This is a genomic window from Nonomuraea sp. NPDC001636, assembly GCF_040298265.1.
GTDB lineage: Bacteria > Actinomycetota > Actinomycetes > Streptosporangiales > Streptosporangiaceae > Nonomuraea.
This window is the reverse complement of sequence record NZ_JBEOZT010000021.1, coordinates 119,069-144,758: the sequence shown is the minus strand read 5'-3', so window position 1 is coordinate 144,758 and position 25,690 is coordinate 119,069. Positions and strand designations below refer to the sequence as shown.

At 73.7% G+C, this 25,690-nt stretch carries 26 protein-coding genes; 14 read left to right on the top strand and 12 right to left on the bottom strand.

Annotated elements, in window-relative coordinates; all coding sequences use genetic code 11:
- Window positions 1-6: 6 nt before the first annotated feature.
- From ABT158_RS33225 to ABT158_RS33215, 3 genes are read right to left on the bottom strand one after another with little or no spacing between them, the layout of a single operon-like run.
- Window positions 7-618: a pyridoxamine 5'-phosphate oxidase family protein gene (locus ABT158_RS33225; RefSeq protein ID WP_352326553.1), complete on the bottom strand. Its 612-nt coding sequence runs from the start codon at window positions 616-618 to the stop codon at window positions 7-9.
- An 8-nt stretch (window positions 619-626) separates the two neighbouring features.
- The gene (locus ABT158_RS33220) at window positions 627-1,568 is read right to left on the bottom strand and encodes a GlxA family transcriptional regulator (RefSeq protein ID WP_352360244.1); all 942 of its coding nucleotides are present in this window, start codon (window positions 1,566-1,568) and stop codon (window positions 627-629) included.
- A 13-nt stretch (window positions 1,569-1,581) separates the two neighbouring features.
- Window positions 1,582-2,166: an isochorismatase family protein gene (locus ABT158_RS33215; protein ID WP_352360242.1), complete on the bottom strand. Its 585-nt coding sequence runs from the start codon at window positions 2,164-2,166 to the stop codon at window positions 1,582-1,584.
- 200 nt (window positions 2,167-2,366) lie between these two features.
- Between ABT158_RS33215 and ABT158_RS33210 the strand changes: the two genes are divergently transcribed.
- Window positions 2,367-2,924 (top strand): hypothetical protein, encoded by a 558-nt coding sequence (locus ABT158_RS33210; protein ID WP_352360240.1) that lies wholly within the window; start codon window positions 2,367-2,369, stop codon window positions 2,922-2,924.
- 12 nt (window positions 2,925-2,936) lie between these two features.
- Here the strand turns inward: ABT158_RS33210 and ABT158_RS33205 are convergent, their stop codons facing one another.
- Entirely contained in the window at window positions 2,937-3,854 is a 918-nt protein-coding gene (locus ABT158_RS33205) for an AraC family transcriptional regulator (protein WP_352360239.1), read from the bottom strand.
- Window positions 3,855-3,970: 116 nt separating this feature from the next.
- Here ABT158_RS33205 and ABT158_RS33200 point away from each other — a divergent pair, with 116 nt between their 5' ends.
- The 6 genes from ABT158_RS33200 (at window position 3,971) to ABT158_RS33175 (ending at window position 11,122) form a co-directional block, all read left to right on the top strand.
- Window positions 3,971-4,525: an NADPH-dependent FMN reductase gene (locus tag ABT158_RS33200; protein WP_352360237.1), complete on the top strand. Its 555-nt coding sequence runs from the start codon at window positions 3,971-3,973 to the stop codon at window positions 4,523-4,525.
- 57 nt (window positions 4,526-4,582) lie between these two features.
- Complete coding sequence (locus ABT158_RS33195; protein WP_502911587.1) at window positions 4,583-6,919, top strand: ATP-binding cassette domain-containing protein; 2,337 nt, start codon at window positions 4,583-4,585, stop codon at window positions 6,917-6,919.
- Complete coding sequence (locus tag ABT158_RS33190; RefSeq protein WP_352360233.1) at window positions 6,919-7,698, top strand: LLM class flavin-dependent oxidoreductase; 780 nt, start codon at window positions 6,919-6,921, stop codon at window positions 7,696-7,698. The genes ABT158_RS33195 and ABT158_RS33190 overlap by 1 nt, the downstream gene beginning before the upstream one ends.
- 103 nt (window positions 7,699-7,801) lie before the next feature.
- Window positions 7,802-9,574, top strand: a complete 1,773-nt coding sequence (locus tag ABT158_RS33185; protein ID WP_352360231.1) for an IlvD/Edd family dehydratase — start codon at window positions 7,802-7,804, stop codon at window positions 9,572-9,574.
- Complete coding sequence (locus ABT158_RS33180; protein ID WP_352360229.1) at window positions 9,561-10,565, top strand: C-terminal binding protein; 1,005 nt, start codon at window positions 9,561-9,563, stop codon at window positions 10,563-10,565. The genes ABT158_RS33185 and ABT158_RS33180 overlap by 14 nt, the downstream gene beginning before the upstream one ends.
- A 149-nt stretch (window positions 10,566-10,714) precedes the next feature.
- On the top strand, window positions 10,715-11,122 hold the full coding sequence (locus tag ABT158_RS33175; protein ID WP_352360227.1) for a nuclear transport factor 2-like protein: 408 nt from the start codon (window positions 10,715-10,717) through the stop codon (window positions 11,120-11,122).
- A 13-nt stretch (window positions 11,123-11,135) separates the two neighbouring features.
- On the opposite strand, the gene ABT158_RS33170 is transcribed toward ABT158_RS33175, so the two are convergent.
- The 4 genes from ABT158_RS33170 to ABT158_RS33155 form a co-directional block, all read right to left on the bottom strand.
- Window positions 11,136-11,696 (bottom strand): GNAT family N-acetyltransferase, encoded by a 561-nt coding sequence (locus ABT158_RS33170; protein ID WP_352360225.1) that lies wholly within the window; start codon window positions 11,694-11,696, stop codon window positions 11,136-11,138.
- Window positions 11,697-11,840: 144 nt separating this feature from the next.
- On the bottom strand, window positions 11,841-13,067 hold the full coding sequence (locus tag ABT158_RS33165) for a cytochrome P450 (protein ID WP_352360223.1): 1,227 nt from the start codon (window positions 13,065-13,067) through the stop codon (window positions 11,841-11,843).
- 168 nt (window positions 13,068-13,235) lie between these two features.
- A complete protein-coding gene (locus tag ABT158_RS33160; protein WP_352360221.1) occupies window positions 13,236-13,994 on the bottom strand; it encodes a class I SAM-dependent methyltransferase in 759 nt (252 codons plus the stop codon).
- A 53-nt stretch (window positions 13,995-14,047) separates the two neighbouring features.
- Window positions 14,048-14,644, bottom strand: coding sequence for a TetR/AcrR family transcriptional regulator (locus ABT158_RS33155; RefSeq protein ID WP_352360219.1), 597 nt, complete (start codon window positions 14,642-14,644; stop codon window positions 14,048-14,050).
- 82 nt (window positions 14,645-14,726) lie between these two features.
- Here ABT158_RS33155 and ABT158_RS33150 point away from each other — a divergent pair, with 82 nt between their 5' ends.
- Window positions 14,727-15,788, top strand: a complete 1,062-nt coding sequence (locus ABT158_RS33150; RefSeq protein WP_352360217.1) for a DUF2867 domain-containing protein — start codon at window positions 14,727-14,729, stop codon at window positions 15,786-15,788.
- A gap of 89 nt (window positions 15,789-15,877) precedes the next feature.
- Here ABT158_RS33150 and ABT158_RS33145 read toward each other — a convergent pair whose 3' ends face one another.
- From ABT158_RS33145 to ABT158_RS33135, 3 genes are all read right to left on the bottom strand, one after another.
- A complete protein-coding gene (locus tag ABT158_RS33145) occupies window positions 15,878-16,303 on the bottom strand; it encodes a nuclear transport factor 2 family protein (RefSeq protein WP_352360215.1) in 426 nt (141 codons plus the stop codon).
- Between the two features lie 165 nt (window positions 16,304-16,468).
- The gene (locus ABT158_RS33140) at window positions 16,469-16,801 is read right to left on the bottom strand and encodes a hypothetical protein (protein ID WP_352360213.1); all 333 of its coding nucleotides are present in this window, start codon (window positions 16,799-16,801) and stop codon (window positions 16,469-16,471) included.
- Window positions 16,802-16,856: 55 nt separating this feature from the next.
- The gene (locus ABT158_RS33135; protein ID WP_352360211.1) at window positions 16,857-17,174 is read right to left on the bottom strand and encodes a hypothetical protein; all 318 of its coding nucleotides are present in this window, start codon (window positions 17,172-17,174) and stop codon (window positions 16,857-16,859) included.
- A gap of 198 nt (window positions 17,175-17,372) precedes the next feature.
- On the opposite strand from ABT158_RS33135, the gene ABT158_RS33130 reads away from it, so the two are divergent.
- Together ABT158_RS33130 and ABT158_RS33125 are read left to right on the top strand one after the other, a co-directional pair.
- Complete coding sequence (locus ABT158_RS33130; protein ID WP_352360209.1) at window positions 17,373-18,182, top strand: alpha/beta fold hydrolase; 810 nt, start codon at window positions 17,373-17,375, stop codon at window positions 18,180-18,182.
- A gap of 22 nt (window positions 18,183-18,204) precedes the next feature.
- Window positions 18,205-19,110: a MerR family transcriptional regulator gene (locus ABT158_RS33125; RefSeq protein ID WP_352360207.1), complete on the top strand. Its 906-nt coding sequence runs from the start codon at window positions 18,205-18,207 to the stop codon at window positions 19,108-19,110.
- Here ABT158_RS33125 and ABT158_RS33120 read toward each other — a convergent pair.
- Window positions 18,994-20,028, bottom strand: coding sequence for an alpha/beta fold hydrolase (locus ABT158_RS33120; protein WP_352360205.1), 1,035 nt, complete (start codon window positions 20,026-20,028; stop codon window positions 18,994-18,996). The two genes, ABT158_RS33125 and ABT158_RS33120, sit on opposite strands and share 117 nt — an antisense overlap.
- Before the next feature lie 117 nt (window positions 20,029-20,145).
- On the opposite strand from ABT158_RS33120, the gene ABT158_RS33115 reads away from it, so the two are divergent.
- Genes ABT158_RS33115 through ABT158_RS33100 form a run of 4 tightly spaced genes read left to right on the top strand, consistent with a single transcriptional unit; the run spans window position 20,146 to window position 25,645 of the window.
- Window positions 20,146-20,745: a helix-turn-helix domain-containing protein gene (locus ABT158_RS33115; RefSeq protein ID WP_387680668.1), complete on the top strand. Its 600-nt coding sequence runs from the start codon at window positions 20,146-20,148 to the stop codon at window positions 20,743-20,745.
- A 52-nt stretch (window positions 20,746-20,797) separates the two neighbouring features.
- Window positions 20,798-22,015, top strand: a complete 1,218-nt coding sequence (locus ABT158_RS33110; RefSeq protein ID WP_352360201.1) for a carboxylate-amine ligase — start codon at window positions 20,798-20,800, stop codon at window positions 22,013-22,015.
- 31 nt (window positions 22,016-22,046) lie between these two features.
- Window positions 22,047-23,834, top strand: coding sequence for an N-acetylglutaminylglutamine amidotransferase (locus tag ABT158_RS33105; protein ID WP_352360199.1), 1,788 nt, complete (start codon window positions 22,047-22,049; stop codon window positions 23,832-23,834).
- On the top strand, window positions 23,834-25,645 hold the full coding sequence (locus ABT158_RS33100) for a S9 family peptidase (protein ID WP_352360197.1): 1,812 nt from the start codon (window positions 23,834-23,836) through the stop codon (window positions 25,643-25,645). The genes ABT158_RS33105 and ABT158_RS33100 overlap by 1 nt, the downstream gene beginning before the upstream one ends.
- The last annotated feature ends 45 nt before the right edge of the window (window positions 25,646-25,690 follow it).

The window sequence follows — 25,690 nt, the reverse complement described above, 5'->3', positions numbered from 1 at the left end:
GTCCGGTCAGCCTTCGCGGGGGAGCGGGGGCAGCGGGGGCAGCGGGGGCAGCGGGAGCGGCAGCCCGGGAAGGCCGTCGATGCTGGTCGCCACGTGCTCCTTCTTGTGGAAGTACGCGTCGAGCGACTCGTCGTCCTCGCGGGCGAAGCGGGAGCCGTGCAACGGGCGGTCGGCGTCGTAGGTCATGAACGGGACGGCGTACCCGCAGGTGTCGCGGATCAGCCGGGCGGTCACGACGATGATCGCGCGCAGGCCGTGCGGGGCCGGGTCGATGTCCGGGAAGTGCCGCAGCAAGCCGGCCCAGCGGGGGTCGTCGCGGAAGACCGGCTCGCCGTGGCCGTGCACGCGCACGATGTTCGGCGGGCCGTCGAAGGCGCACCACATCAGCGTGACGCGGCCGTTCTCGCGCAGGTGGGCGATGGTCTCGGCGTTGCTGCCGGCGAAGTCGAGGTAGGCCACGGTGTGGTCGTCCAGGACGGCGAAGGAGCCCTTCAGGCCCTTGGGCGAGAGGTTGACCGTGCCGTCGCCGGCCAGGGGAGCGGTCGCCGTGAAGAAGATGGGTTGTGACTCGATGAACGTGCGCAACCGGCCGTCGATCCGGTCGTAGGTCTTTCCCATGATTCGGATTATCCCCTTCCGCGGTTTCGTGCGGGGGTGAGGGGCGTCGGTGAGGTCGTCGTGCGGGTGCGCAGCCGGCGCAGCATCCGGGCGTCGGCGAAGCCCACCTCGCGGGCGGCGACCTCGGCGGTCGCGCCGCGGCCGAGCAGGTGTTCGGCCCGCTCCAGCCGCAGCGCGGTCTGGTAGGCCAGCGGGGTGAGCCCGGTCGCCCGCCGGAACAGCCGGGTCACCGTGCGCTCGCTGCATCCCGCGGCCCCGGCCAGCAGGCTCAGCGGCAGCCGCTCGGTGAACCGGGTCTCGATCAGGTCCTGGATGCGATGGACCGTCTCGTCCACGTGCGAACGCCGCCGCAGCAGCGGGCTGACCTGCTCCGCCGTGCCGTCGCGGTGGGCGTGCACGAGCATCGCGCGGGCCACCTGCCCCGCCGCGTACGGCCCGTGCCGGGTGGTCACCAGGTGCAGCGCCACGTCGATCCCACTGGCCACGCCCGCCGAGGTGACGATCCGGTCGTCCTCGACGTACAGCGCGTCCCTGGCGACGCTCGCCCGCGGGTAGAGGCGGGCCAGCTCGTCCTGGACGGTGTGGTGCGTCGTGCACCGGCGGCCGTCGAGCAGCCCGGCCCGGCCCAGCGCGTCGGCCCCCGCGCACACGCCGGCCACCGTGCCGCCGGACGCGTGGTGGTCGCGCAGCCGGCGCGACGTCTCGCCGCTCGCCGGCCGGGCCGGCCCCCGCCAGCCCGGCACGACGATCAGGTCGTCGGGCGTCAGTGACGGCCAGGAGGTCCGCGCGTGCAGCGTCAGCCCCTGCACGCTGGCCACCTCGCGCTCCTCGGCGACGTAGTCGATGGTGTACGGCCGGCCGAGGTCGGCGGCGGTGGAGAACACCTGGGCGGGCCCGGCCACGTCGAGCAGGTGCACCCGCGGGATGAGCAGGAAGACGACTCGGGACATGACCGGCGCCTCCTCAGTTCCCGGTGAGCTCGTCCACGGTCCTGATCGTGGCGAAACGGCCCGACAGAGCGTATTCGGTACGGGCGAGGATCTCGGCCACGCCGAGCGTGCGCGGGTCCCGTACGAGCTCGTCGAAGGGGACGTCGCCGGGCGCGTCGCGGTGGAGGAGCGGCGTGGTGGCGGTGGCGTCGATGGCGAAGTCCACCTCGAAGCCCAGGTCGGAGGCGAGGCGCGCGGTGGTCTCGCAGCACTGCTCGGTCCGGATGCCGCAGACGGTCAGCCGCCTGACACCGCGCCGGGTGAGGAACTGGTGGAGGTTGGTGGTGGTGAAGGCGTTGTGCGCCGACTTGGTGAGCACGGGCTCGTCCGGAAGGGGCTCCAGGCCGTCCATCAGCTGGACGAACCCGCGGGCCGGATCGAAGACCGTGCCCGAGCCGGGCCGCGCCCCGAGCACCCACACGACCGCGTCCCCGGCCTGCCTGGCGGCCACGGCCAGGCGGTTGACCTGCGGGACGATGTCCGGCCTGGACGTGTGCCGCCAGTCGGGCAGGTGCAGGAAGGAGTTCTGGACGTCGACGACGACGAGGGCGCTGATCATGCCATCCAGGCTGGCCGGACGAGGGGTTCCGGCGGAAGGCACGACCTGGTCAGCGTGTGGACCGATCCAGTCGGCGCCCCGCCGCCGGGCCGATATCCCCCCAGCGTGACACCGTAATTCGCGGGCCCTCGCAAGGTCCGGTGCCGCCTGCCACCATGGAGGCGCCAGCTGATCCGGACGATCTCTGGAGGGGGCGTGTCATGAGGTGGTGGGAGGGCGACGACGGACGCCACGAAGGCTGGGATGCCGCCGTCTTCCCGGACGGGCGGGTCTCCACCGGCCCGGCCGACGGCGGGGCGAGGGTGTACCCGATCGGCTCCGACGGCCGCATCGGCTACGGCCGCGGCGACGTCGTGGACGGCCGCACCGCGATCGGCTGGCGCGGCCACTGCGCCTGCGGATGGCAGGGGCCGCTGTGGGAACGCGTGGCCCAGACGCGCCACGACTTCGCGGCCCGGCGCATCTACGCGCTGAGCGAGTGCCTGCTGTCCGGGGCCGCCCCCGACGACGTGGCCGTGGCGATCCGCGCGGAGTGGGAGACGCACCTCGACCCGCCGAGCCTGGTCGCCGTCCGCCAGGCCGCCGAGGCGGTGCGCCGGGCCCAGGGCCACCTGGACGCCGCCGTGCGCGCGGCCCGCAAGGACGGCCGCACCTGGACCCGGATCGGCGAGTCGGCCGGCGTCCGCCGCCAGTACGCCCAGGAACGATGGGGCCCTGACCCGGCCGGCCCGTGGGATCAGGCCGCCGACCGGCGGTGACGGCCGGAAGGGTCAGGCCGCCGACCGGCGGTAGCGGCCGGGGGCGACGCCGAACTCGCGCTTGAAGGCGTTGCCGAAGGCGAACTCCGACCCGTAGCCCACCTGCTCGGCCACCCGCGCCACCGGCGCGTCGGACTCGCGCAGCAGGCGGGCCGCGCTCATCAGCCGCCACCACGTCAGGTACGCCAGCGGCGGCTGCCCCACCAGCCCGGTGAAGCGGCGGGCGAAGCCGGCCCGGGACATGCCCGCGTGCGCTCCGAGCGACTCGACGGTCCAGCGGCGGGCCGGGTCGCGGTGGATGGCGTCGAGCGCCCGGCCGACGACGGGGTCGGCCAGCGCGGCGGCCCAGCCGGAGATCGTGCAGGGCTCGTCCTGGGTCTCGAAGTAGGCGCGCAGGACGTACAGCTGCAACATGTCGAGCAGGGACGACACGACGGTGTCGGTGCCGGGCCGCGGGCCGTCGATCTCGGCGGCCAGCAGCTCGACGGCGGCCCGCAGCTCCGGACGGCCGCCGAGCGTCGCGGGCAGGTGGATCACGCCGGGCAGCGAGCCGAGGATCGGGTGGGTCCGGTCGAGTTCGAGCCGGTAGCCGCAGGACAGGACCACCGTCTCGGCCCCCGTGCCGCCGAACCCGGCCGACGCGAACAGCTCCGAGTGCGGCTCGCAGTCGGACTCGGCCAGCGGGCGGGCGGGGTCGTCGGCCAGCCCGAAGTCGTCGCCGTGCGGCAGGAACACCACGTCGCCCACGCTGAGCGGGACGGGCTCGCCGTCCGGCGGGATCAGCCAGCACGACCCGCGCAGCACCACATGGAACCCCGCCGACCCCGGCACCGAGCGGAACGCCACTCCCCACGGCGCCCGCCAGGAGATGCGGGAGGAGGTGGGGCGCCCGCACCGCATGAAGGCCATCACGTCACTCAGCACGTCCATGAGGATTGAGTCTAAGGGCTGAGACGCTCGCGTATAAATGGTGGATTGCAGCGCATTCAGTATCTCAGCCGCTCTCCCTACGGTTGGTTTCCGTAACCGAACTGAGGGAGAGAGACATGCTCAAGGTAGGCATCATCCTCGGCAGCACCCGTCCTGGCCGCAACGGCGAGGCGGTGGCCCACTGGGTCCGCGATCTGGCGGCCAAGCGGGGCGACGCCGACTACCGGCTCATCGACCTGAAGGACTACGACCTGGGCATCCTGGACGAACCCGAGCACCCCGCCATGGGCAACTACCGGCACGAGCACACCAAGCGCTGGTCGGCCACGGTCTCGGAGCTGGACGCGTTCGTGATCGTGACCCCGGAGTACAACAACTCCTACCCGGGCGCGCTCAAGAACGCCCTCGACTTCCTTTACGCGGAGTGGACCAACAAGGCGGCCGGATTCGTCGGCTACGGCGTGGACGGCGCGCCCCGGGCCATCGCCCACCTGCGGCACGTGCTGGGCCTGCTCAGCGTGGCCACCGTGTCCAACCAGGTCGGGCTGTCGATCCACACCGACTTCGCCGACGGCTTCAAGCCCGCCGCCGCCCACGAGGACCGGCTGAACGCCGTCCTCGACCAGGTCCTCGCCTGGGGCTCGGCGCTGCGCCCGCTGCGGGCGGCCTGATCCCGCCGCAGTGACCGCCCGGCGGTCGCACGGCGGGCGATGGGTAGATTGCGCAGAGTGGAAGACGAGGTGGTCAGCGGCATCCGGGTGCGCGGCGCGCGGGTGCACAACCTGCGGGACGTCGACGTGGCGATCCCGCGCGACGCGCTGGTGGCGTTCACGGGGGTCTCCGGGTCGGGCAAGTCGTCGCTGGCGTTCGGCACGATCTTCGCCGAGTCGCAGCACCGGTACCTGGAGTCGGTCGCGCCCTACGCGCGGCGGCTGCTGCAGCAGCTGCCGATGCCCGACGTCGACGACATCACCGGCCTGCCGCCCGCGGTCGCGCTCGGCCAGCGGCGGTCCACGCCGTCCGCGCGGTCCACGGTCGGCACGCTGAGCCGGGTCTCCAACTCGCTGCGCATGCTGATGTCCCGCGCCGGCGCCTACCCGGCGGGCGCGCCGCGCCTTGACTCGGACGCGTTCTCGCCCAACACCGTCGCCGGGGCGTGCCCGCAGTGCCAGGGGCAGGGGGTGTTGCACGAGGTCACCGAGGAGTCGCTGGTGCCCGACCCGTCGCTGAGCATCGCGGAGGGCGCGATCGCGTCGTGGCCGGGCGCCTGGCAGGGCAAGAACCAGCGCGACATCCTGGCGACGCTCGGCTACGACATCCACGCGCCCTGGCGCAGCCTGCCGCGGGAGCAGCGGGAATGGATCCTGTTCACCGACGAGGAGCCGGTGGTCACCGTCCATCCCGTACGCGAGGCGGGCCGGATCCACCGCCCCTACCAGGGCAAGTACGCCAGCGCCCGGCGGCTGGTGCTCAAGGCGTACGCGTCCTCGGCCAGCGAGAAGAGCCGCCTGCGCGCCGAACGGTTCATGACCGCCCGCACCTGCCCGCTCTGCGGCGGGCGGCGGCTGCGTCCCGAGGCGCTGGCGGTCACGTACGCGGGCCGCACCGTCGTCGAGCTGGCCGCGATGCCGATGGGCGAACTGGCCGGCGTGCTGCGCCCGCACCGGGACGAACCAGGACCGGCGGGGGCGCTCACCCGCGACATCCTCGACCGCATCGAGGTGCTGGACGAGCTGGGCCTGGGCTACCTGAGCGTGGCCCGGCCCGCGCCGACCCTGTCCAGCGGCGAGCTGCAGCGGATCCGGCTGGCCACCCAGCTGCGCGCCGGGCTGTTCGGCGTCGTGTACGTGCTGGACGAGCCCTCGGCCGGCCTGCACCCCGCCGACTCCGCCGCGCTGTCGGACCTGCTGCGCCGCCTGCGCGACACCGGCAACACCGTCTGCCTGGTCGAGCACGACATGGACGTCGTGCGCCAGGCCGACTGGGTGGTGGACGTCGGCCCCGGCGCGGGCGGCGACGGCGGGCGCGTCCTGTACAGCGGGCCGGTCGCCGGGCTGCGCGAGGTCGCCGGGTCGGTCACCCGCCGCTACCTGTTCCACACCGTCGTGCCGGAACGGCCGGCGCACCGGCCGGCGGGCCGGCTGGAACTGCGCGGGCTCACCCGCAACAACCTGCGCGGCGTGGACGTCGACGTGCCGCTGGGCGTGTTCACCGCCGTCACCGGCGTGTCGGGGGCGGGCAAGAGCAGCCTGCTGGCGGCCGTCGCCGAGGCCGCCGCCGCCGGGGAGCGGCGGGTGGTCTGGGTGAACCAGCAGCCCATCGGCCGCACCCCGCGCTCCAACCTGGCCACCTACACCGGCCTGTTCGACACGGTGCGCAAGCTGTTCGCCGCCACCGACGGCGCGCGCGCCCACGGCTACGGCCCGGCCCGGTTCTCCTTCAACGTGCCCGGCGGACGCTGCGAGACCTGCCAGGGCGAGGGCTACGTCGCGGTCGAGCTGCTGTTCCTGCCCACGACGTACGCGCCCTGCCCCGACTGCGGCGGCGCCCGCTACAACCCCGACACGCTGCGGGTGACCTACCGCGACCGCACGATCGCCCAGATCCTGGAGATGACGGTCGACGAGGCCACCGGCTTCTTCGGTGACGTCCCCGCGGTACGCCGCCCGCTGGAGACGCTGCACGAGGTCGGGCTCGGCTACCTCCGGCTGGGGCAGCCCGCCACCGAGCTGTCGGGCGGCGAGGCCCAGCGCATCAAGCTCTCCGCCGAGCTGCAGGGCCGCCGCGCCGAGTCCACGATCTACCTGCTCGACGAGCCGTCCACCGGCCTGCACCCGCACGACACCGATGTGCTCATGGACCGGCTGCACGACCTGGTCGGCGGCGGCGGCACGGTCGTGGTCGCCGAGCACGACATGCGGGTGGTGGCGACCGCCGACCACGTCATCGACCTCGGGCCGGGAGGCGGCTCGGCCGGGGGCACCGTGGTGGCCGCGGGCACGCCGGCGCAGGTGGCCGCCAGCCCGCGCAGCCGTACCGCGCCGCACCTGAAGGGCCTGCTGTGATGCGCCGCGCGCTGTACCTGCCGCCGTTCGGGGAGCTGGCCGACCCGCGGGTGCTCGCCGACCTGGCCGTCCGCGCCGAGGACGCCGGGTTCGACGGCGTCTTCCTGTGGGACCACGTCGTGCGCCCGCTGAGCCCGGGGCTGGCCGTCTGCGACGCCTGGATCGCCCTGGCCGCGATCGCCGCCGCCACCGAGCGCATCCGCATCGGCACCAGGGTCACGCCGCTGTCGCGGCGCCGGCCGTACGAGGTGGCCCGGCAGGCCGCCGCCCTCGACCAGCTCAGCGGCGGGCGCATGGTGCTCGGCGTCGGTCTCGGCTCGGACAACGGCGGGGAGCTGAGCAGGCTCGGCGAGACCGGCGACCCGCGCGTCCGGGCGGAGATGCTGGACGAGGGCCTCGACGTCATCTGCCGGCTCTGGACCGGGCTGCCCGTCCGCCACCGGGGCCGCCACTACCGCGTCGACGACCTGGCGTTCCAGCCGCAGCCCGTGCAGCGGCCGCGGATCCCCGTCTGGGTGGCCGCCCAGTCGGTCCGGCAGGCGCCGCTCCGCCGCGCCGCCCGTTTCGACGGGCTCTGTCCCGAGACCACGCCGATCGGGCTGCGGGAGATGCTGGCCGTCGTCGCCGAGCACCGGGGCGGGCTGGAAGGCTTCGAGGTCGCGGTCGGCGTCCCGCCGGGGGTGCATCCCGGCCCGTACGAGGACGCGGGCGCGACGTGGTGCCTCATCGAGTTTCCCGAGGTCAGCAGCGTCGAGCAGGTGATGGCGGCGATGATCTGAGACGTTTGCGCGACGACGGCGGCGGGGTAGGCCAGTCATCGCCCGCCTGAGGTGCGTCACGACACCACCCGGCCGGCGGCCCGCGCGAGTGAGGAGCGAGCTGATGCGCCCGACCGGGCATCCCGAGAGCGGCGGCCTGCGCAGCCAGGCATGGTGGGACAACGCCGGCAATCCGGAGATGACCGCTCTCTACCTCGAACGTTTCCTCAACTTCGGGCTGACCCCGAAGGAGCTCCAGTCCGGCCGGCCGATCATCGGCATCGCCCAGACGGGCAGCGACCTGGTGCCCTGCAACCGCCACCACCTCGCCCTGGCCGACCGGGTCAGGGACGGCATCCGCGACGGCGGCGGCATCCCGCTGGAGTTCCCCGTCCATCCGCTGCAGGAGACCGGCAAACGCCCGACCGCCGCCCTCGACCGCAACCTCGCCTACCTCGGGCTGGTCGAGGTGCTCTACGGATATCCGCTCGACGGCGTCGTCCTGACGACGGGCTGCGACAAGACCACGCCCGCGTGCCTGGCCGCGGCGGCGACGGTGAACATCCCGGCGATCGTCCTGTCCGGCGGGCCGATGCTCAACGGCTACCACCAGGGCAGGCGCATGGCCGCGTCGGGGTCGGGGCTGGTGATCTGGCAGTCGAAGCGGCTGCTGGCCACCGGCGAGATCGACTACGACGAGTTCATGACCCGCGTGGCCGCCTCCGCGCCCAGCATCGGCCACTGCAACACCATGGGCACCGCCCTGTCGATGAACAGCCTGGCCGAGGCGCTGGGCATGTCGCTGCCGTGCTGCGCGGCGATCCCCGCGCCCTACCGCCGCCGGGCCCAGATGGCCTACGACACGGGCCTGCGCGCGGTGCAGCTGGTACGCGAGGACCTCACCCCGCGCAAGATCATGACCATGCGGGCCTTCGAGAACGCGATCGTCGTCGCCTCGGCCATCGGCGCCTCCACCAACGTGCCCATCCACGTCAACGCCATCGCCCGGCACACCGGGGTGCCGCTGACGATCCACGACTGGCAGCGCGTCGGAGCCGACGTCCCGGTGCTGGCCGACGTCGCCCCCGCCGGCGAGTTCCTGGGGGAGGACTTCTACCGCGCGGGCGGCGTGCCCGCCGTCATGCGGACGCTGCTGGCGGCCGGGCGGCTGCACGGAGAGGTCATGACCGTCTCCGGCCGTACCGTGGCCGAGAACCTGGCCGACGCCCCGCCCGCCGACCCGGAGGTCATCCGCCCCTACGACCGCCCGGTCGCCGCGCGCGGCGGGCTGCTCATCATGACGGGCAACCTGTTCGACTCCGCCGTCATGAAGACCTCGGTCCTCGGCGAGGAGTTCCGCACGGCCCGCGACTACCGGGCGATCGTCTTCGAGGGGCCCGAGGACTACCACGCCCGCATCCAGGATCCGGAGCTCGGCGTGGACGAGGGCTGCATCCTCGTCATCCGCTACACCGGGCCGATCGGCTACCCGGGGTCGGCCGAGGTGGTGAACATGGAGGTGCCGTCCGCGCTGCTGCGGCTGGGCGTCACCACGCTGCCCACGCTCGGCGACGGCCGCCAGAGCGGCACCTCCGACGCGCCGTCCATCCTCAACGCCAGCCCCGAGGCCGCCGCCGGGGGCAACCTCGCCATCCTGCGCACCGGCGACCTCGTCCGCGTCGACGTGGACAACGCGCGCGTCGACGTGCTGCTGTCGGAGGAGGAGATCGCCGCACGGTGGGCCCGTCACACGCCGCCGGCGCTGGAGAACCAGACGCCGTGGCAGGAGATCTACCGCGCCACGGTCGGGCAGCTCGACGGCGGGGGATGCCTGGAGCTGGCCCTGTCGTACCAGGACCTCGTACACACCAAGGGGATTCCCCGTGACTCGCACTGACGCCAGAGGCACCGTCATGATCGCCGACTCCGACTTCGGCGACGTGGACATCGAACGCGCGATCGTCGAGGCCGCCGGGTTCGAGCTCCGCGCCGAGCAGTGCAAGAGCGAGGACGAGGTGATCGAGAAGGGCCGGGACGCCGACGGCGTCCTGACTCAGTACGCCCGGATCGGCTCCCGCGCCGTCGAGGCGTTCACCCGCTGCCGGGTGATCGCCCGCTACGGCACGGGCGTGGACATCGTCGACGTCGAGGCCGCGACCAGGCACGGCATCCAGGTCACCAACGCGCCGAACGAGTGGTGCGCCGAGGAGGTCGCCGACCACGCCGTCGCGCTCTGGCTGGCCGCCGCCCGCAAGATCTGCGAGTACGACCGCGCCACCCGGCGGGGCGTGTGGCGCTGGCAGACCGGCGAGCCGATCCGGCGGCTGCGGGGGCGGGTGTTCGGGCTGCTGGGCTTCGGCGCCATCGCCCAGCTCATCGCCGCCCGCGCGCGGCCCTTCGGCGTCGAGGTCTGGGCGCACGATCCCTTCCTGGACGACTCCGAGATCCTGGCACACCACGTGCGGCCGGTGTCGTTCGACGAGCTCGTGTCGGGCGCCGACCATCTGGTGATCCAGGCGCCGCTCACCTCGGGGACGCACCACGCCTTCGACCGCGCGACGCTGCGCAGGATGAAGCCGGACGCGATCCTCGTCAACACCGCGCGCGGCCCGATCGTCCAGGACGAGGCGCTCTACCAGGCGCTCACCGAGGGGTGGATCGCCGGCGCGGCCCTGGACGACCTGGAGGAGGAGCCGGCCAAGCAGCGCGACTGGCGTCCGGACAACCCGCTGTTCACGCTGCCCGGCGTGATCGTCACCCCGCACGCCGCCTACTACTCCGAGCAGGCGGTCGAGACCGTGCGGCGGTTCGCCGCGGAGGAGGCCGTCCGGGTCCTGACCGGGCAGGCGCCGCGCAGCCCCGTGAACGACGTGACCGCCCGGTCCTGACGGGCCGTCGTATGGTCCCGGCGCCGTAGCCGCGGGGCAGCGTACGACGGCGGGAGTAGCGCCGACCGTCTCCGGCCGTACGACGACGGCGGCGGGCGCGGGCGGCGAGGATCGGGACGCCAGCCACCCCACTCCCTCAAGGACGCTTCATGGGCATCACCTGCGAGCGCGACCTCGCCGACTTCCTGACCGCCTACACCCGGGACATGGCCGTCTCCCCCGAGGAGCCCGCCACGATCATCGACCGCTACTTCGTCCCGGACTTCGAGTACTGCAACGACGGGTTCGTGATCGACCGGCAGCGCATGATCGACCACGTCCACCCTGTCCGGCGGCAGGTCGACCAGGAGGCGACGGCCGCCGGCGACGGGGCCGGGGTCGAGATCCACGAGACGCTGGTCTCCGGCGACCGGATCGCCGCCCGGTGGACCCTGCGCACGAGGCTGCGCAAGGGCACGACCTTCACGGCGGAGGTCTTCATGTTCGGCCGCCTGGCCCCGGACGGCCGCATCCGCCGGATCGACCAGACCACTAGGCGACTCGACGAAGCGGGGTAGCCGCGCAGGCGGTTCAGTCCGCCCTGCGGCCGGCCCGCCACTCCGGGGCGAGCACGGACCAGACCTCGACGTCGTGCCGCACGCCCCGGTGGGGGTAGCTCTCGCGCAGGACGCCGTCCTTGCTCATCCCGAGCCGCCGGGCCACCGCGATGCTGGCGGTGTTGCCCGCCGCGGCCTGCCACTCCACGCGGTGGATGCCGCGTTCCTCGACGGCCCAGTCGATGATCACGCGGATGGCCCTGGTCACCAGGCCCTTGCCCGCCGCCGACGGCTCCAGCCAGCAGCCCGCCTCGGCGGTGCCCTGCCGGACGTCCATCGTCCGGAACAGCACGCCGCCGACCAGCCCGCCGCCGGTCCAGATGCCGTAGATCCGCCCGGTGTCGGCCGCGGCCTTGTCCGCGTACGCCTGCAGCACCGACCTGGCGGACTCCAGGTCGGTGACGAGGTCGGGCAGGGAGATGAACCGTCCGATGAACTCGCGTCCGCGGTCCATGTGGCTCAGGAACTCCTCGGCCCGCCAGGGCTCCAGCGGACGCAGCTCCGCACCGTCGTCGCCCAGGGAGATCGCGAACATCGCTGCCTTTCCGTCCAGGATTCACCCGTCTTGAGGGGGAATCCTCTCACGGGCGGCCGGGCCCGTTGATCTCGGCGGGGCGGGCACGGCCCGCAGGTGGGGCAGCACCGCCTCCGGGCCGGGAACCCGGCGCCGTTCCTGCGGTCACCAGGTCACGGGGAGCTCGTACACCCCGTACACCTGGCCGTCGTGCTTGAAGGGGATCTTCTCGAACTCGGTGGCCAGGGCGAGGGTGGGGACGCGCCTGTAGAGGGTGCCGTAGGCGACCTGCAGCTCCAGCCGGGCCAGGGGCTGGCCCAGGCATTGGTGGACGCCGAAGCCGAAGGCCACGTGCCGGCGGGCGTCGCGGCGCACGTCCAGTTCGTCCGGGGCGGGGAAGATCTCGGGGTCGCGGTTGCCGATGTCGTTGGCCACGATGATGCCCTCGCCCGCGCGGATGACCTGGCCGCCGATCTCGATGTCCTCCTTGGCCACCCGGCGGCGTCCGCCGTGGGTGATGTTCAGGTAGCGCAGCAGCTCCTCCACCGCGCCCGCGATCAGCGCGGGGTCGTCGCTCGCGCGCAGCAGGGCGAGCTGGCCGGGATGGCGGAGCAGCGCGAGGGTGCCGAGGGCGATCATGTTGGCGGTGGTCTCGTGGCCGGCCACGAGCAGCAGCACGCCCATCTGGGCCGCTTCCTGCCTGGTCAGCTCGCCCGCCGTGACCCGGGCGGCCACCTGGGACAGCAGGTCGTCGCCGGGGTGGACGAGCTTGTCGCCGACGAGCCCGTCCAGGTACTGCCGCAGCCGTCCGCCCGCGGCCGTCCGGTCCTCGACCGACACGTCCCGCTTGACGATGATCTGGCTGTTGTCCTGGAAGAAGCCGTGGTCGGCGTACGGGACGCCGAGCAGCTCGCAGATCACCAGCGACGGCACCGGCAGCGCGAACGCCTCCACCAGGTCCACCGGCCTCGGCCCGGCCAGCAGGTCGTCGACGAGGCGGTCGACGATGCGCTGGACGGCCGGGCGCATGGTCTCGACCCGCTTGACGGTGAACGCCGCTTGCACCATGCGGCGCAGCCGGTGGTGCTCGGGGTCGTCCATGAAGACGAAGCTGATCGCGCTGTCGGGCCGGTCGGGCGCCAGGACCGGCAGCGGGTAGCCCGGCCGGGTGACGTCGGAGCTGACCTGCGGATGGCTCAGCACCGCCTTCTGCTCGGCGTAGCCGGTGACCAGCCACACGGTGCCGCCGCCGCGCAGCCGTGCCCTGGTCAGCGGCGCGTCCTGCCGGAGCGCCTGCAGGGCCGGCGGCGGGTCGAACGGGCACGCCGCCGCCCTGACGCCGGGGAACTCGGGCAGCGTGCCGGACATGCCCTGATCCGGGATGGCCGTCATGACGGTGTTCCTTCCGCTCGCCTGGCCCGGACGGCGCTCATCGACTTCCCGCCTGACGCACCGGCACTCTCCGCTGTCATGTCCAGTAACCGACGCGCGCGGTGGTAAGTCAAGCGCCTGCTTCGGCGGCCTCCGGGAGCTGCGCGGGACGTCCTGACGCCGGGCGCCTCAGCCGGCTTCCAGGACGAAGAACAGGAAGCACAGGAACCTCGCGCCGGAGATCTCGCGGAGCTCCTCGGGGAACAGCTCGCGGGCCTCCGGCGCGTACGGCGGTTCGCTGATCACGCTGATGCGGAAGCCCGCCGCGGTGAAGGCTTCGGTCATCGCGTGCAGCGGCCGGTCCCAGAAGCTCAGCCGGCTGGTCTGCCCGCCCATGGTCCATTCCTCGACCCGGTTGCGGGTTCCGAAGTAATCGGGCTTCTCCCCGGCCTGGTGCTGCATGAGGGTGATGACGAGGGGGTGCTCGACCGAGACGAGGAGCCGGCCGCCGGGCCGCAGCACGCGTCGCAGCTCGGCCAGCGCCGGCCCCCAGTCCTCCAGGTAGTGCAGCACCAGCGACGCGATGACGTCGTCGAAGGCGTCGTCGGGGAAGGGCAGCGGGTCGGCCAGGTCGGCGACCCGCAGGTCCGCGTCGGCGCCCAGCCGCCGCCGGGCCTGCTCCAGCATCCCGGCGCTCGCGTCGACGCCGGTCACGACGGCGCCCCGATCGCGCAGCTCGGCGAACAGGGGGCCCGAGCCGCAGCCGGCGTCGAGGACGCGCCGGCCGGTCACGTCCCCGGCCAGCTCCAGCATCGCGGGCCGCTCGTAGTACGCGTTCACCAGGCTGGTCTCGTTCTCGGCGGTGTAACCTTCGGCGATCGCGTCGTAGGCGTTGCTCTCGGGCGAATCCGAGACCCGGTTCTCGGGCATGGTCGTCATGGGGGCCATTCTGGCCCGCGCGTCCCGGGGGCGCGGAGACGCGGCGCTTCCGCCGGGTCCGGCTAGGCTTCCGCCTTGTCGTCTGCCTTGTCGTCTGCCTTGTCGAGCAGCAGGGCGGCCGCCCGGGCGAGCACCTGCGCCCGGGTGCGGCCGCCGTGGTCGGCGGCCAGGAAGTGTTCGCCGATCGCCACGCAGAAGGCCAGGAGGCTGCGGGCCTCGACCTCCTCGGGGTCGGCGCAGAAGCTGCCGATCATCTCGCGCAGCAGCGCCATGCGCCGGTTGTCCACCCGTCGCAGGCGTTCGGCGACCGCCTCGTCGCGCCTGGCCCAGTCGCGGACGGCGAGGTCGATGGGCAGCAGGCGGTCGTCGGAGAAGGTGAGCACGCCGGCGCGCCTGATCTTGGTCCGCGGGTCGCCGCCCTCGCGTTCGACGCGCTCGATCACCTCGTCGGTGCTCTCCCGCTCCCAGGTGTCCAGCATCGCCCCGAGCAGCGCCTCCCGGTCGGCGAAGTACCCGTAGAACCCGCCCTTGGTGACGCCGAGCCGCTTGGCCAGCGCCTCCACGCGCACCGCATCGGGGCCGCCGGCGGCCAGCGCCCGCAATCCCTCCTCGATCCACCCCTCCCGTGTCGTACGGACCGCGCCCACAGTGTGTGCCACCTCACTCGGAACAGATGTATACGCCACCGTATAACCGTGGTTAACCTCAGTATATACGGCAGCGTATAGATCGGGAGGGATCATGAGGCTGGCGAACGCCGCCCACACCGGCCGGCCCTGGCGCATCCACGACATCGCCGGAGATTTCCAGCTGGAGGACGTCTGGGTGATCCGCACCCCCGGCGCCGGACGGGATGACTTCCCCGCCGTGCTCGCCGCGATGCGCGACTCCAGCGGCGGCCCCCTGCCACTGCGGCTGCTGCTCGCGGCGCGCTGGAAACTGGGCGCGCTGTTCGGCTGGGACAGGGCGTCGGCGGGTGTCGGAAGGCGCGTCCCGTCGTTGTGCGACCGCCTGCCCGCCGACCTGCGCCGGGCCCCGCACGGCTCCGACGCCGGCCTGGCGCCCTTCTCCCCGGTCTACGCGCTGGACGACGAATGCGCGCTGGAGCTGGCGAACCGCACCGTGCACGCGGTGATGCACCTGGCGTGGGCGCCGGTCGCCGGCGGGCGCGAGCTGCGCATGGCCGTCCTCGTGCGCCCCAACGGACTGCTGGGACGGTGCTACATGGCCGCCATCCTGCCGTTCCGCCGGACCCTCGTCCTGCCGGCCTTCGTCCGGCGGCTGGAGCGCGCCTGGCGGGAGCGCGACGCGGGCGTCCTGGAGTCCGCCGTCGGGACGGGCGGCATCCCGCCGTCCGTCCGCGCGCTGAGCTCGTTGCCCGTCGTCGACTACGCCGACCACTTCGCCCTCACCGTGACCGCCCGCGCCGCCGATGCCGGGGCGACGGCGGAGCAGTGGGCGCGGGCGATGTTCGGCGACGTGCCCAGTCCGGGGGAGCGGCTGATCTGGCGGGGCCTCCTGGGGCTCCGGCTCGCCCGCGGCCGATCGTCCGCCACCGTGGCCGGGTGGCGGATCACCGCACGTGGCGACGACTGGATCCGGCTGGAGACCGCCTCCTGGTTCCTGACCGCCAACCTCGTCGTCCGGGTGGCGGACGGGCGGGTGTCGCTGACCACCCTCCTGCGTTATGACCGGGGCCTCGGGCGCGTCGTGTGGCCGCCCCTGTCGGCGATCCATCGCCGGCTGGTTCCCGGGGTGCTCCGGGGCGCCGCCGCGCGGATGACCCGCGGCGGCGTCCGGTAGCGGCCGGTCAAGGTGCGCCGGAGCCGCGCCCTGTCCGGTAGCCCCCGGTCACGTGCGCCGGAGCCGCGCCCTGACCGGGGACGGCGGGGTCAGCCGCGCCTGGCGGACGGCCAGCCGTGCCCCCAGCCGCCCTGGACCATGGTCTGGAACGCCCACCCGTCCCCGGTGCGCACCAGCAGGTCGGCGTAGTGCATGCGGTGCTCCTCGCCCTCGATCGTCATCGTCGCCTCGGTCTCCACGACCACCAGGTTCTGGCTGACGAAGCGCGGGGTGCGCGTCGAGCGCAGGTCGAGCCCGGCGGTGCCGCCGCCCATGGCCTGCTTCATGCCCTCGACGTACTCGGCCCGCGTCCACTGGCGGACGCTCGCGTGGCCGCCGGGCACGTCGGTGGCCACGTTCATCGGGAAGACCGCCAGGTCGGCGAGCTGCTCGATCGCGCCCTCCTCGGCCAGCGCGTCGTAGGCGGCGAACCAGTCGTCGATGTCCTTCAGTTCCTCGGCGCTCGGCTGGTACATGCTGCTCCTCCTCGTGTCGTACGACGTACCGTACAGCATACGGGAACGCTGCGCGCCACGTGAGGGCGACATTCAGGGCAAGAGGATGGATGGTCATGACATCGGCGGAGCGTGGTCACCTGGTCGGCGGGCGTTACCGGCTGGACGCCGGGCTGCTCGCGGCGCTCATCGCCCGGCTGCTCGACAACGAGCCGCCCGGCTGCTCGACAAGGAGCCGCCCGGCAGGCCGACCGTCGAGGAGGCGCTGGCCCTGCTCGGCGAGCAGCAGCCGGTCCCGGCCGATGCCGATGACCGCACCAAGGTCCTGCCGTCCGCCGGGATCCCCGCGGGTACGACCGTCGCGGTCGCCGGGGGCGCCGCCGCGTTGCTCGCCGGGATCGGCGCCGTGGCGCTCGCCTTCGGCGGCGTCGCCGTGCTCCTGGCCGTGGCCGACGTCGAGCGGGGCGACCGGATCTGGGTGATCCCGTCGATCGTGATCACTTCCGTCGTGCTGCTCACGGCGGGCTGGGCCTGGGAGATGAGGCGCCGGTCGCCCTCGTCGTTGGGGCGCCGGTCAGCGGGGCCGGCTGAGGGCGGCCTCGGCCAGATCCGTCCACTTCCCGGCCGAGGAGTGCGGCACGACCACCCAGTCCTTGACCACCCTGCCCTCGCCCGAGGGATCGAACAGGCGCGCCCCGGCCAGCTCCAGCGCGGCCGCGTGCTCAGCGGTGTCCCTGACCAGCCGGAACACCATCGCGCCGTCACGCTGCAGGCTGGCGAACACCTTGCCCGCCTGGTCCTTGAGCGCCGGGCGTCCCATCATCCTGGAGACCCGCACCCCCAGGTCGGCCAGCTCGGCGCCGACCTGCAGGAAGTCCTCTTCCGCGCTCATCGTCAGTCGGCCCCAGACTTCATGGCGGCGCGGGCCGAGCGGCTCGCCGCGGCCGGGGCACACGATCGTCTCGGCTCCCGCCTTCCGGCAGAAACGGCGATCAGGCTAGCAGGATCGTGCCGAACCGGGAGAACTCGCGCCCGGGGCCGTGTGCGGCGCTCTTCCCCTGACGCAGGGTCAATGTCCAAGCATGGGGGCATGACCTCTGCGACCAGTACGAACCGCCCACCGTCCGGCGAGCTGACCGCCCACCACGACGGCCTCACGATCCCGCTGTCCCGCGGCGGACGGGGCCGCCCGCTGGTGCTGTGCCCCGGGCTGAACGCGACCCAGGCCGACCTCGGCGAGCTGATCGAGCTGCTGCGGCGCGACCACGACGTGGTGACCTTCGACCTGCGCGGCCACGGCCGCACCCCGGCCGCGGACCGGTACTCCTTCGAGGCGTTCCTCGGCGACCTGGACGCCGTGATGGCCCGGGTGGGCCGGCTCGGCCTCGGCGAGGCGCCCGTGCTCGTGGGGTACTCGCTGGGGGCCGACCTGGCCGTGCACCACGCCGCCCGGCATCCCGGGAGCGTCGCCGGGCTCGTCCTGATCGACGGGGCGAACCCGGTGCCCGAGCCGTTCCTCACCGAGGACGTCCTGCCGGCGTTCCGCGCGATGTGGGAGGAGCTGGCCGCGCAGCAGCAGAGCCGCCGCGGCACCCCGCGCCAGGTGCTGCTCACCGCGCGGCAGATCCTCGACCTGAACGTCGAGATCGACGTGGTCCGGTCCGACCTCCTGTCCCGATACCCCATGATCGACGGGCCGATCAGCATGATCATGTCGACCTCGATGGCGGGCGAGAGCGGCGGGCCCGCCGCGCGGTTCAACCGCAACTGGCGGGCCGGGATCGAGCGGCTCGTCCGGCGGCAGCCGCGGATCGCCACGACGTGGCTCGACGCCGACCACGGGCTGGTCTTCACGCACGCCGCCGAGATCGCCCGGATCATCCGGCAGGCGGCTTCTTGATGGCCTCTGGAAGGCTGGTCCCATGCTGACCATCGGCGAACTGGCCGCGTACGCGGGGGTGACCGTGCGGGCGGTGCGGCACTACCACGCCAAGGGACTGCTGCCCGAGCCCGAGCGCGACCGCCACGGCTACCGCAGGTACGACGCCGCCGCCGCGGTCGAGCTGATCAGGATCCGGACCCTCGCCGAGGCCGGGGTGCCGCTCGCGCGGGTGCGGGAGCTGCTGCGGGCCGGCGAGGAGGAGTTCGCCGCCGCGCTCGCCGACATCGACCGGCGGCTGCGCGCCGAGATCCGGCGGCGGCAGCGCCACCGGGAGCGGATCGCCCGGCTGGCCGCAGGGGACGGCCTGGCGCTGCCGCCGGAGGTGGTCGGCTACCTCGACCGGCTGCGGGCACTCGGCGTGGACGACCGCATCGTCCAGGCCGAACGCGACGGCTGGATCCTGCTGGCCGCGCACTCGCCCGGCCGCGTGCCGGAGTGGATGGCCCGCAAACGGGACCAGCTCGACGACCCGGACTTCGTCCGCTTCTTCCGCATCCTGGGCCAGGCACTCACCCGGCCCGCCGACGACCCGCGGCTGGCGGAGCTGGCCGGTGAGCTGGCCGCCTGCCTCACGCGGCTGACCGGCGCGCGGGACGAGGGCTACGCCGACGACCTCGACGTGGAGCCGCAGTTCGTCCGGTTGATGGACGCCCTGGCGTTCGACGCCGTCCCGCCCGCCCGCCGGCTGATCGAGCTGCTGCGCCGGCGGGGCTGGAGCGGCTGGAGCAAGCTGGAGCGGGTGGACCCGCCGTCCTGGTCGTCGGCCGGGTCAGCCGTCGAGGAACCGCTCCAGCTCCGCGGTGACGAAACCGGGGTTCTCCTCGACGAGCCAGTGCCCGGCGCGCGGGACGTCCACCGCGCGGACGATCCTGGTCAGGCGCGGTGACACCGTGGCCCGGATCGCGTCGAGCTGCCCCTGGGCGGTCATGAGCAGCGCCGGGACGCGTACCGGCGCCGCCGCCTTCGTGTCGCGCACGTCCTGGTCCAGGGCGCGGTAGAGCTCGAAGCCGCCCGACAGGGCCTGCGGCCGGCTGTAGGTGCGGGCGTACTCGGTGATCTCGGCGTCGGTGAACGGGGACCGCTGCGAGGTGCCGCCGAACGCCGTTCCGCCGTAGGAGACCTGGGGGTAGAACAACGCCAGGTACTCGCGGACGTCGTCGCCCACCACCGCCTCGGGCACCCGGCGCTGGGAGTGGAAGGCGATGTGCCAGCTCAGCGACCGGTACGTGGCCGCGTCGACGGCCGGGCCGGGCAGCGGCAGGTCCAGGTAGCCGAGGCGGGCGGTGTCGGCGGGGAACCGGCTGGCGTACTGGAACGCCACCGCGGCGCCGAAGTCGTGGCCGACGACGGCGGCGTCCCGGATCCCGAGCCGCCCGGCGATCAGCTGGTGCACGTACCGGGCCAGCGTGGCCTTGTCGTAGCCGGTGGGCGAGCCTTCGCTGTCGCCCAGCCCCGGCAGGTCCACGGCGTAGACGGTGTGGTGCCGGGCCAGGTCCGGCATGATCGGCCACCAGCCGTACCAGGTCTGGGGCCAGCCGTGGATCAGCACCACCGGCGTGCCGGTCCCGCCCTTCACGTAGTGCATGCGCACGCCGTCCACGTCGGCGAACTCGTGCCGGAACGTCGTGCCGAAGCGCGGATCGTCCTGGGTGGCGGTGGCGTAGGAGGCGGCGGGCGGGGGAGCGGCGGCGGGCGGCGAACAGGCCGCGGCGCCGAGCGCGAGCAGGAGGGCGAGCGCGACGGTCGCCGCCGTGCGCGCGGATCGGGCGAGACGGCCCGGCGACGGCCGTGGAGCGGTGGTCATGTGGTCCTGTCCTGAGGAGAGTGGCGGGGTCGACGGCCGGTGCTGCCGTCGATCAGTGCGGGCTCAATCCCACCAGCAGCCCGCCGATCTGGCACGAAAACTTGCGGTTATGGCAAGATGGCCGTCGTGCACGACGACATGGACGAGGTGCTGGGCGCGGTGGGGCCGCGGCTTCGGGCCCTGCGTCGTCACCGCGGCATCACCCTCGCCGAGCTCGCCACCACGACCGGCGTCTCGGAGAGCACGCTGTCCCGGCTGGAGAGCGGGCAGCGCCGGGCCACGCTGGAGCTGCTGCTGCCGCTGGCCCGCGTCTACGACGTCCCGCTCGACGACCTGGTCGGCGCCCCGCGCACCGGCGACCCCCGGATCCACCTCAAGCCGATCACCCGGTTCGGGATGACGTTCGTGCCGCTGTCCCGGCGGCCGGGCGGGGTCCACGCGTTCAAGATGATCATCCCCGCGCGGCCGGAACCGCTGGAACCGGCCCCGCAGACCCACGACGGCTTCGAATGGCTCTACGTCCTCACCGGACGCCTGCGGCTCGTCCTCGGCGACCGCGACCTCACGCTGCCGGTCGGCGAGGCGGCCGAGTTCGACACGTCCATGCCCCACTGGCTGGGCAGCGCCGACGGCGGCACGGTCGAGCTGCTCATCCTGTTCGACCCGCAGGGCATGCGCACCCACATCCACGCCGACCCCCACCGGCACTCTCACTGAGCCTCCGACAGGCCGCATTTGCGGCCTGACCTTCATTTGTGGAGGTCAAGAGGTGCTGAAGCCCGTTTTCGGGGGAGAAGGGGGTGGCTTCGAATGCCTGATGATGGGAGTGGTGACCGTGGAGGGGTCCGGGGGAGCGATCCGGGTCGGTGTGGAGGAGGAGTACCACATCGTCGACGCGACCACACGCCGGGTGACCGCGCGGGCGGGGGCGCTGCTGAGCGCGCTGCCCGAGGAGAGCTTCACGCACGAGCTGCAGCGGTCGATGGTCGAGGCCAACAGCGCGCCGTTCCTGGCCCTGGACGACCTGGCCCGCGACGTGTGCCGCCTGCGGCGCAAGCTGATCGCCGCCGCCGACGAGCTGGGGCTGGGGATCGCGGCGGTCGGCACGCCGCAGCTGGCCGACCTCGACGAGGTGAAGGTCTTCCCCGACCAGCGATACGAGAAGATGCTCAGCGACTTCCAGGTGCTGACCCGTGAGCAGCTCATCTGCGGCACGCACGTGCACGCGGAGGTGCCCGACCCGGACCTGGCGGTCGCGGTGGCGCACCGGCTGACGCCCTGGCTGGCGCCGCTGCTGGCACTCAGCGCCAGTTCGCCGTTCTGGGACGGCGCCGACACCGGCTACGCCAGCTACCGCACGCTGGTGTGGCAGCGGTGGCCGACGACGGGGCCGATCGGCAAGTTCGGCTCGGCGGCCGAGTACCAGGAGATGGTGCGGGGTTTGATCCGGTCCGGGGTGATCAGCGACGCGGGGATGCTCTATTTCGACGTCCGGCCCTCGCAACATGTGCCGACGGTGGAGCTGCGCATCTGTGACGCCTGTCCCCGGGTGGAGGACGTCGTGCTGATCGCCGGGCTGTTCCGGGCGCTGGTGGCCAGGGAGGTGGCCGCGGCGCGCCGCGGCCCGGGGCCGGAGGTGCAGGTGGAGGCGGCCCGCGCGGCGACCTGGCAGGCGGCCCGGTGGGGGCTGGAGGGCGACCTGGTCGATCCGGTGGAGGGCGTGCCGCGCCCGGCCAAGGAGGTGGTCGAGGACCTGGTGACGGGCCTGCGCCCGCAACTGGAGGCGGCCGGCGACTGGGAGCTGGTGACCAGGCTGACCCGGCAGGTCCTGCAGACGGGCACGTCGGCGGCCCGCCAGCGGGCGGCGTACGCCGAGCGGGGCAGCCTGGCGGACGTGGTCGACCTGGTGCTCAGCGAGACCCGCACCTGCGAGTGGGACCGGCCGACGGGGGACCACGACCTCCCTTCGTGCCGGCCGGCGGCCTGATGGCCGGCGGGTGCGCGGCGGGGGTGCCGGCATGTGCGGGCTGAGCGGCGAGTTCAGGTTCGACGGCGCGGAGGCCGACATCGGGGCGGTGGGCCGGATGACCGACGCCATGCACGACCGCGGGCCGGACGGCTCCGGCCTGTGGGCGCAGGGGGCCGTCGCGATGGGCCACCGGCGGCTCAAGATCATCGACCTGTCGGAGAAGGCGGCCCAGCCGATGGTGGACGCCGGGCTCGGCCTGGCGGTGGTGTTCAACGGCTGCCTGTACAACTATCGCGAGCTGCGCGAGGAGCTGCGCGGCGCGGGCTACCGGTTCTACTCCACCTCCGACACCGAGGTGCTGCTCAAGGCCTACCACCGGTGGGGCGCCGAGTGCGTCGGCCACTTCAAGGGCATGTTCGCCTTCGCGATCCACGAGCGTGACAGCGGCCGGCTGGTCCTCGGCCGCGACCGGCTCGGCATCAAGCCCATGTACGTCAGCCACGACGCCCGCCGCCTGCGCTTCGCCTCGACGCTGCCCGCGCTGGCCGCGGGCGGCGGCCTGGACACCGGCATCGACCGGGTGGCGCTGCACCACTACATGACCTTCCACTCGCTCGTGCCCGGCGAGCGCACGATCCTCGCGGGCGTGCGCAAGCTGCCGGCGGCCACCGTCCGGGTCGTCGAGGCGGACGGCACGAGCACCGACCACCGCTACTGGGACCCGCCCTACACCCGCTCCGCCCTGCCCGAGCACGCGGGGCTGAGCGCGCAGGAGTGGCGCCGGGCCGTCCTGGACGCCCTGCGCACGGCGGTGCGCCGCCGGATGGTCGCCGACGTGCCGGTCGGCGTGCTGCTCTCCGGCGGCCTGGACTCCAGCCTCATCGTGGCGCTGCTGGCCGAGGAGGGGCAGAGCGGCCTGACCACGTTCAGCATCGGCTTCGAGGCGGCCGGCGGCGAGCAGGGGGACGAGTTCGCCTACTCCGACCTGGTCGCCGGCCGGTTCGGCACCGACCACCACCGCATCCGGATCCCCGGCGACCGCCTGCTGGACGGGCTGGAACGCGCGGTGGGCGCCATGAGCGAGCCGATGGCCAGCCACGACTGCGTCGCCTTCTACCTGCTGTCGCAGGAGGTCGCCCGGCACGTGAAGGTCGTGCAGTCGGGCCAGGGCGCCGACGAGGTGTTCGCCGGTTACAGCTGGTTCCCGCCGCTGGCGGGCGTGCCACGCGAGCAGGCGGCCGAGGTCTACCACAGGGAGTTCGCCGACCGCCCGCACGACGAGCTGTCCGGCGTCCTGGCCCCCGGCTACCTGCTGGACCGGGACGTCAGCGGCGACTTCGTCCGGGAGCACGTGGCGCGGCCGGGCGCCGACACCGCGCTCGACGCCGTGCTGCGCCTGGAGACCACGGCCATGCTGATCGACGACCCGGTCAAACGCGTCGACAACATGACCATGGCCCACGGGCTGGAGGCCCGCACGCCGTTCCTCGACCACGACCTGGTCGAGCTGGCCGCCGCCTGCCCCGACGGGCTCAAACTGGCCCACGGCGGCAAGGGCGTGCTCAAGGACGCCGCCCGCCGGCTGCTGCCCGCGCAGATCGTCGACCGGCCGAAGGGCTACTTCCCGGTGCCCGCCGTCCGGCACGTCGAAGGGGCCCTGCTCGACCTCGTCCGGGACGCCCTCACCAGCGGGGCCGCCCGCGCGCGGGGCCTGTTCCGTCCTGAGTTCGTGCGGCGGCTGCTGGCCGACCCCGAATCCGACAGGGCGACGACCGGCGTCAACACGCTGTGGCAGATCGGCCTGCTCGAACTGTGGCTCCAGGCCCACCAGATGTGATGCCGGACATCCTCGGCGACCTGTCGCACCTGCCGTCGGCCGCCGCGCTGCACGCCTGGAACTGCCGACGGCCCGCGATGGCGCCCGACAACAGCGCCGTGGCCTTCGTCAGCGACCAGGACGGCGTGCCCCGGGTGTGGGTCCAGCCGCTCGGCGCGGACCTCGACGCGTGGCCGGTCGACACCGGCCACCACCCGGTCGTGGACGTGAGCTGGGGGCCCACGGGGGAACATCTGGCGGTCCTGGTGGCGCCGGACGGCGGCGAGCACACGCAGGTGTGGACCGTGCGCCCGCACGGCGGCGAGCTGCGGCCGCTCGCCGTCCCGCCGCACGGGTCGGCCGCGCTCGTCCGCTGGACCGGCCGGGGCGAGTCGGTCCTGGTGGCCGAGACCTCCGCCGCCGGCCTGACCCGGGCCGAGCTGGCCGACGCCGTCACCGGCGCCCGCCAGGTCATCGCCGCAGGCGAGCTGCTGTGGCCGGCCGCGGTCAGCCGCGACCACGCGCGCATGCTGCTCCGGCGCGGGCCGCGCGGACTGCGCCGGATGTACGCGGCCGACGCCGTCCCCGGTCACCCGCCGGGCGGCGAGCGCGACCTGCTGCCCGGCCTGCCCGGCTCGACCGACCAGGGGGTCCTGTCGCCCGACGGCGAGATCGCCTACCTGGTGTCGGACGCGGGCCGCGACCGGGCCGCGCTGCTGGCGGTGCGGCGCAACACCTATCCCGTCGTGCTGGCCGAGCGGCCGGACGCCGAGCTGGACCGGTTCGCGCTCAGCGCCGACGGCCGCCGCGGCGTCCTGCTGTGGAACGAGCACGGCCGCTCGGCCCTGGACCTCGTGGAACTGCCCGCCGCGCACGTCCGGCCGCTACCGCCGCCGCCCGCCGATGTGGTCACCTCGGTCCGCCTCGCCTGGGACGGCGGCACGGCGGTGCTCGCCGCCGAGAGCCCCGAGGAGCCCTCGCACGTGCTGCTGTGCGACCTGACCTCCGGGACGTACCGGTACGCCGCCGGGGCCGGGCGGCTCCCGGTCGCCACCGGCGCCGAGCTGCTGCGCTTCCCGGCCCGCGACGGGCTGGAGCTGGCCGCCTGGCTCTACCGTCCCGTGCACGTCCAGGGGCCCGCGCCGTTCGTGGTGTCGCTGCACGGAGGGCCGGAGGACCAGGAACGCCCCACCTTCAACCCGCTCTACCAGAACCTCCTGGCCGCCGGGATCGGGGTGCTGGCGCCCAACGTGCGCGGTTCGGGCGGGTACGGTCGGGCCTTCCGCCAGGCCGACGACCTGGCGCTGCGCTTCCGCGCGGTCGAGGACGTCGCCGACTGCGCCGCCGCGCTGGTACGGACGGGCGCGGCGGACCCGTCCAGGCTGGCCTGCATGGGCTGGTCGTACGGCGGCTACCTGACCCTGGCCGCCCTCGTCACCCATCCGCACCTGTTCCGCGCGGGCGTGAACATGAGCGGCATCGCCGACTTCGCCACCTTCTACGCCCGTACCGAACCGTGGATCGCCGCCGCCGCGGTGTCCGAGTACGGGCACCCGGAGACGGACCGCGACCTGCTGCACGCCCTGTCCCCGCTGCGCGCCTTCGACCGGCTGGCCGCCCCGCTCCTGGTCGTGCACGGGACGCAGGACACCAACGTGCCGGTGCACGAGGCCCGGCAGGCGTTCCGGGCGGCCCGCGCCCGCGGGGTGCCCTGCGACCTGCTGCTCTTCGAGGACGAAGGCCACGAGATCCGCCACCGCGCCAACCGCGTCAGCCTCGTCTCCAAGGTCCTGAACTGGCTCGACGAGCACCTGCGGCCCTCCCCGCATTGATCGGGCGGCCGGACGCGTCCATCATGGTGCCCCACCGGCACGGAA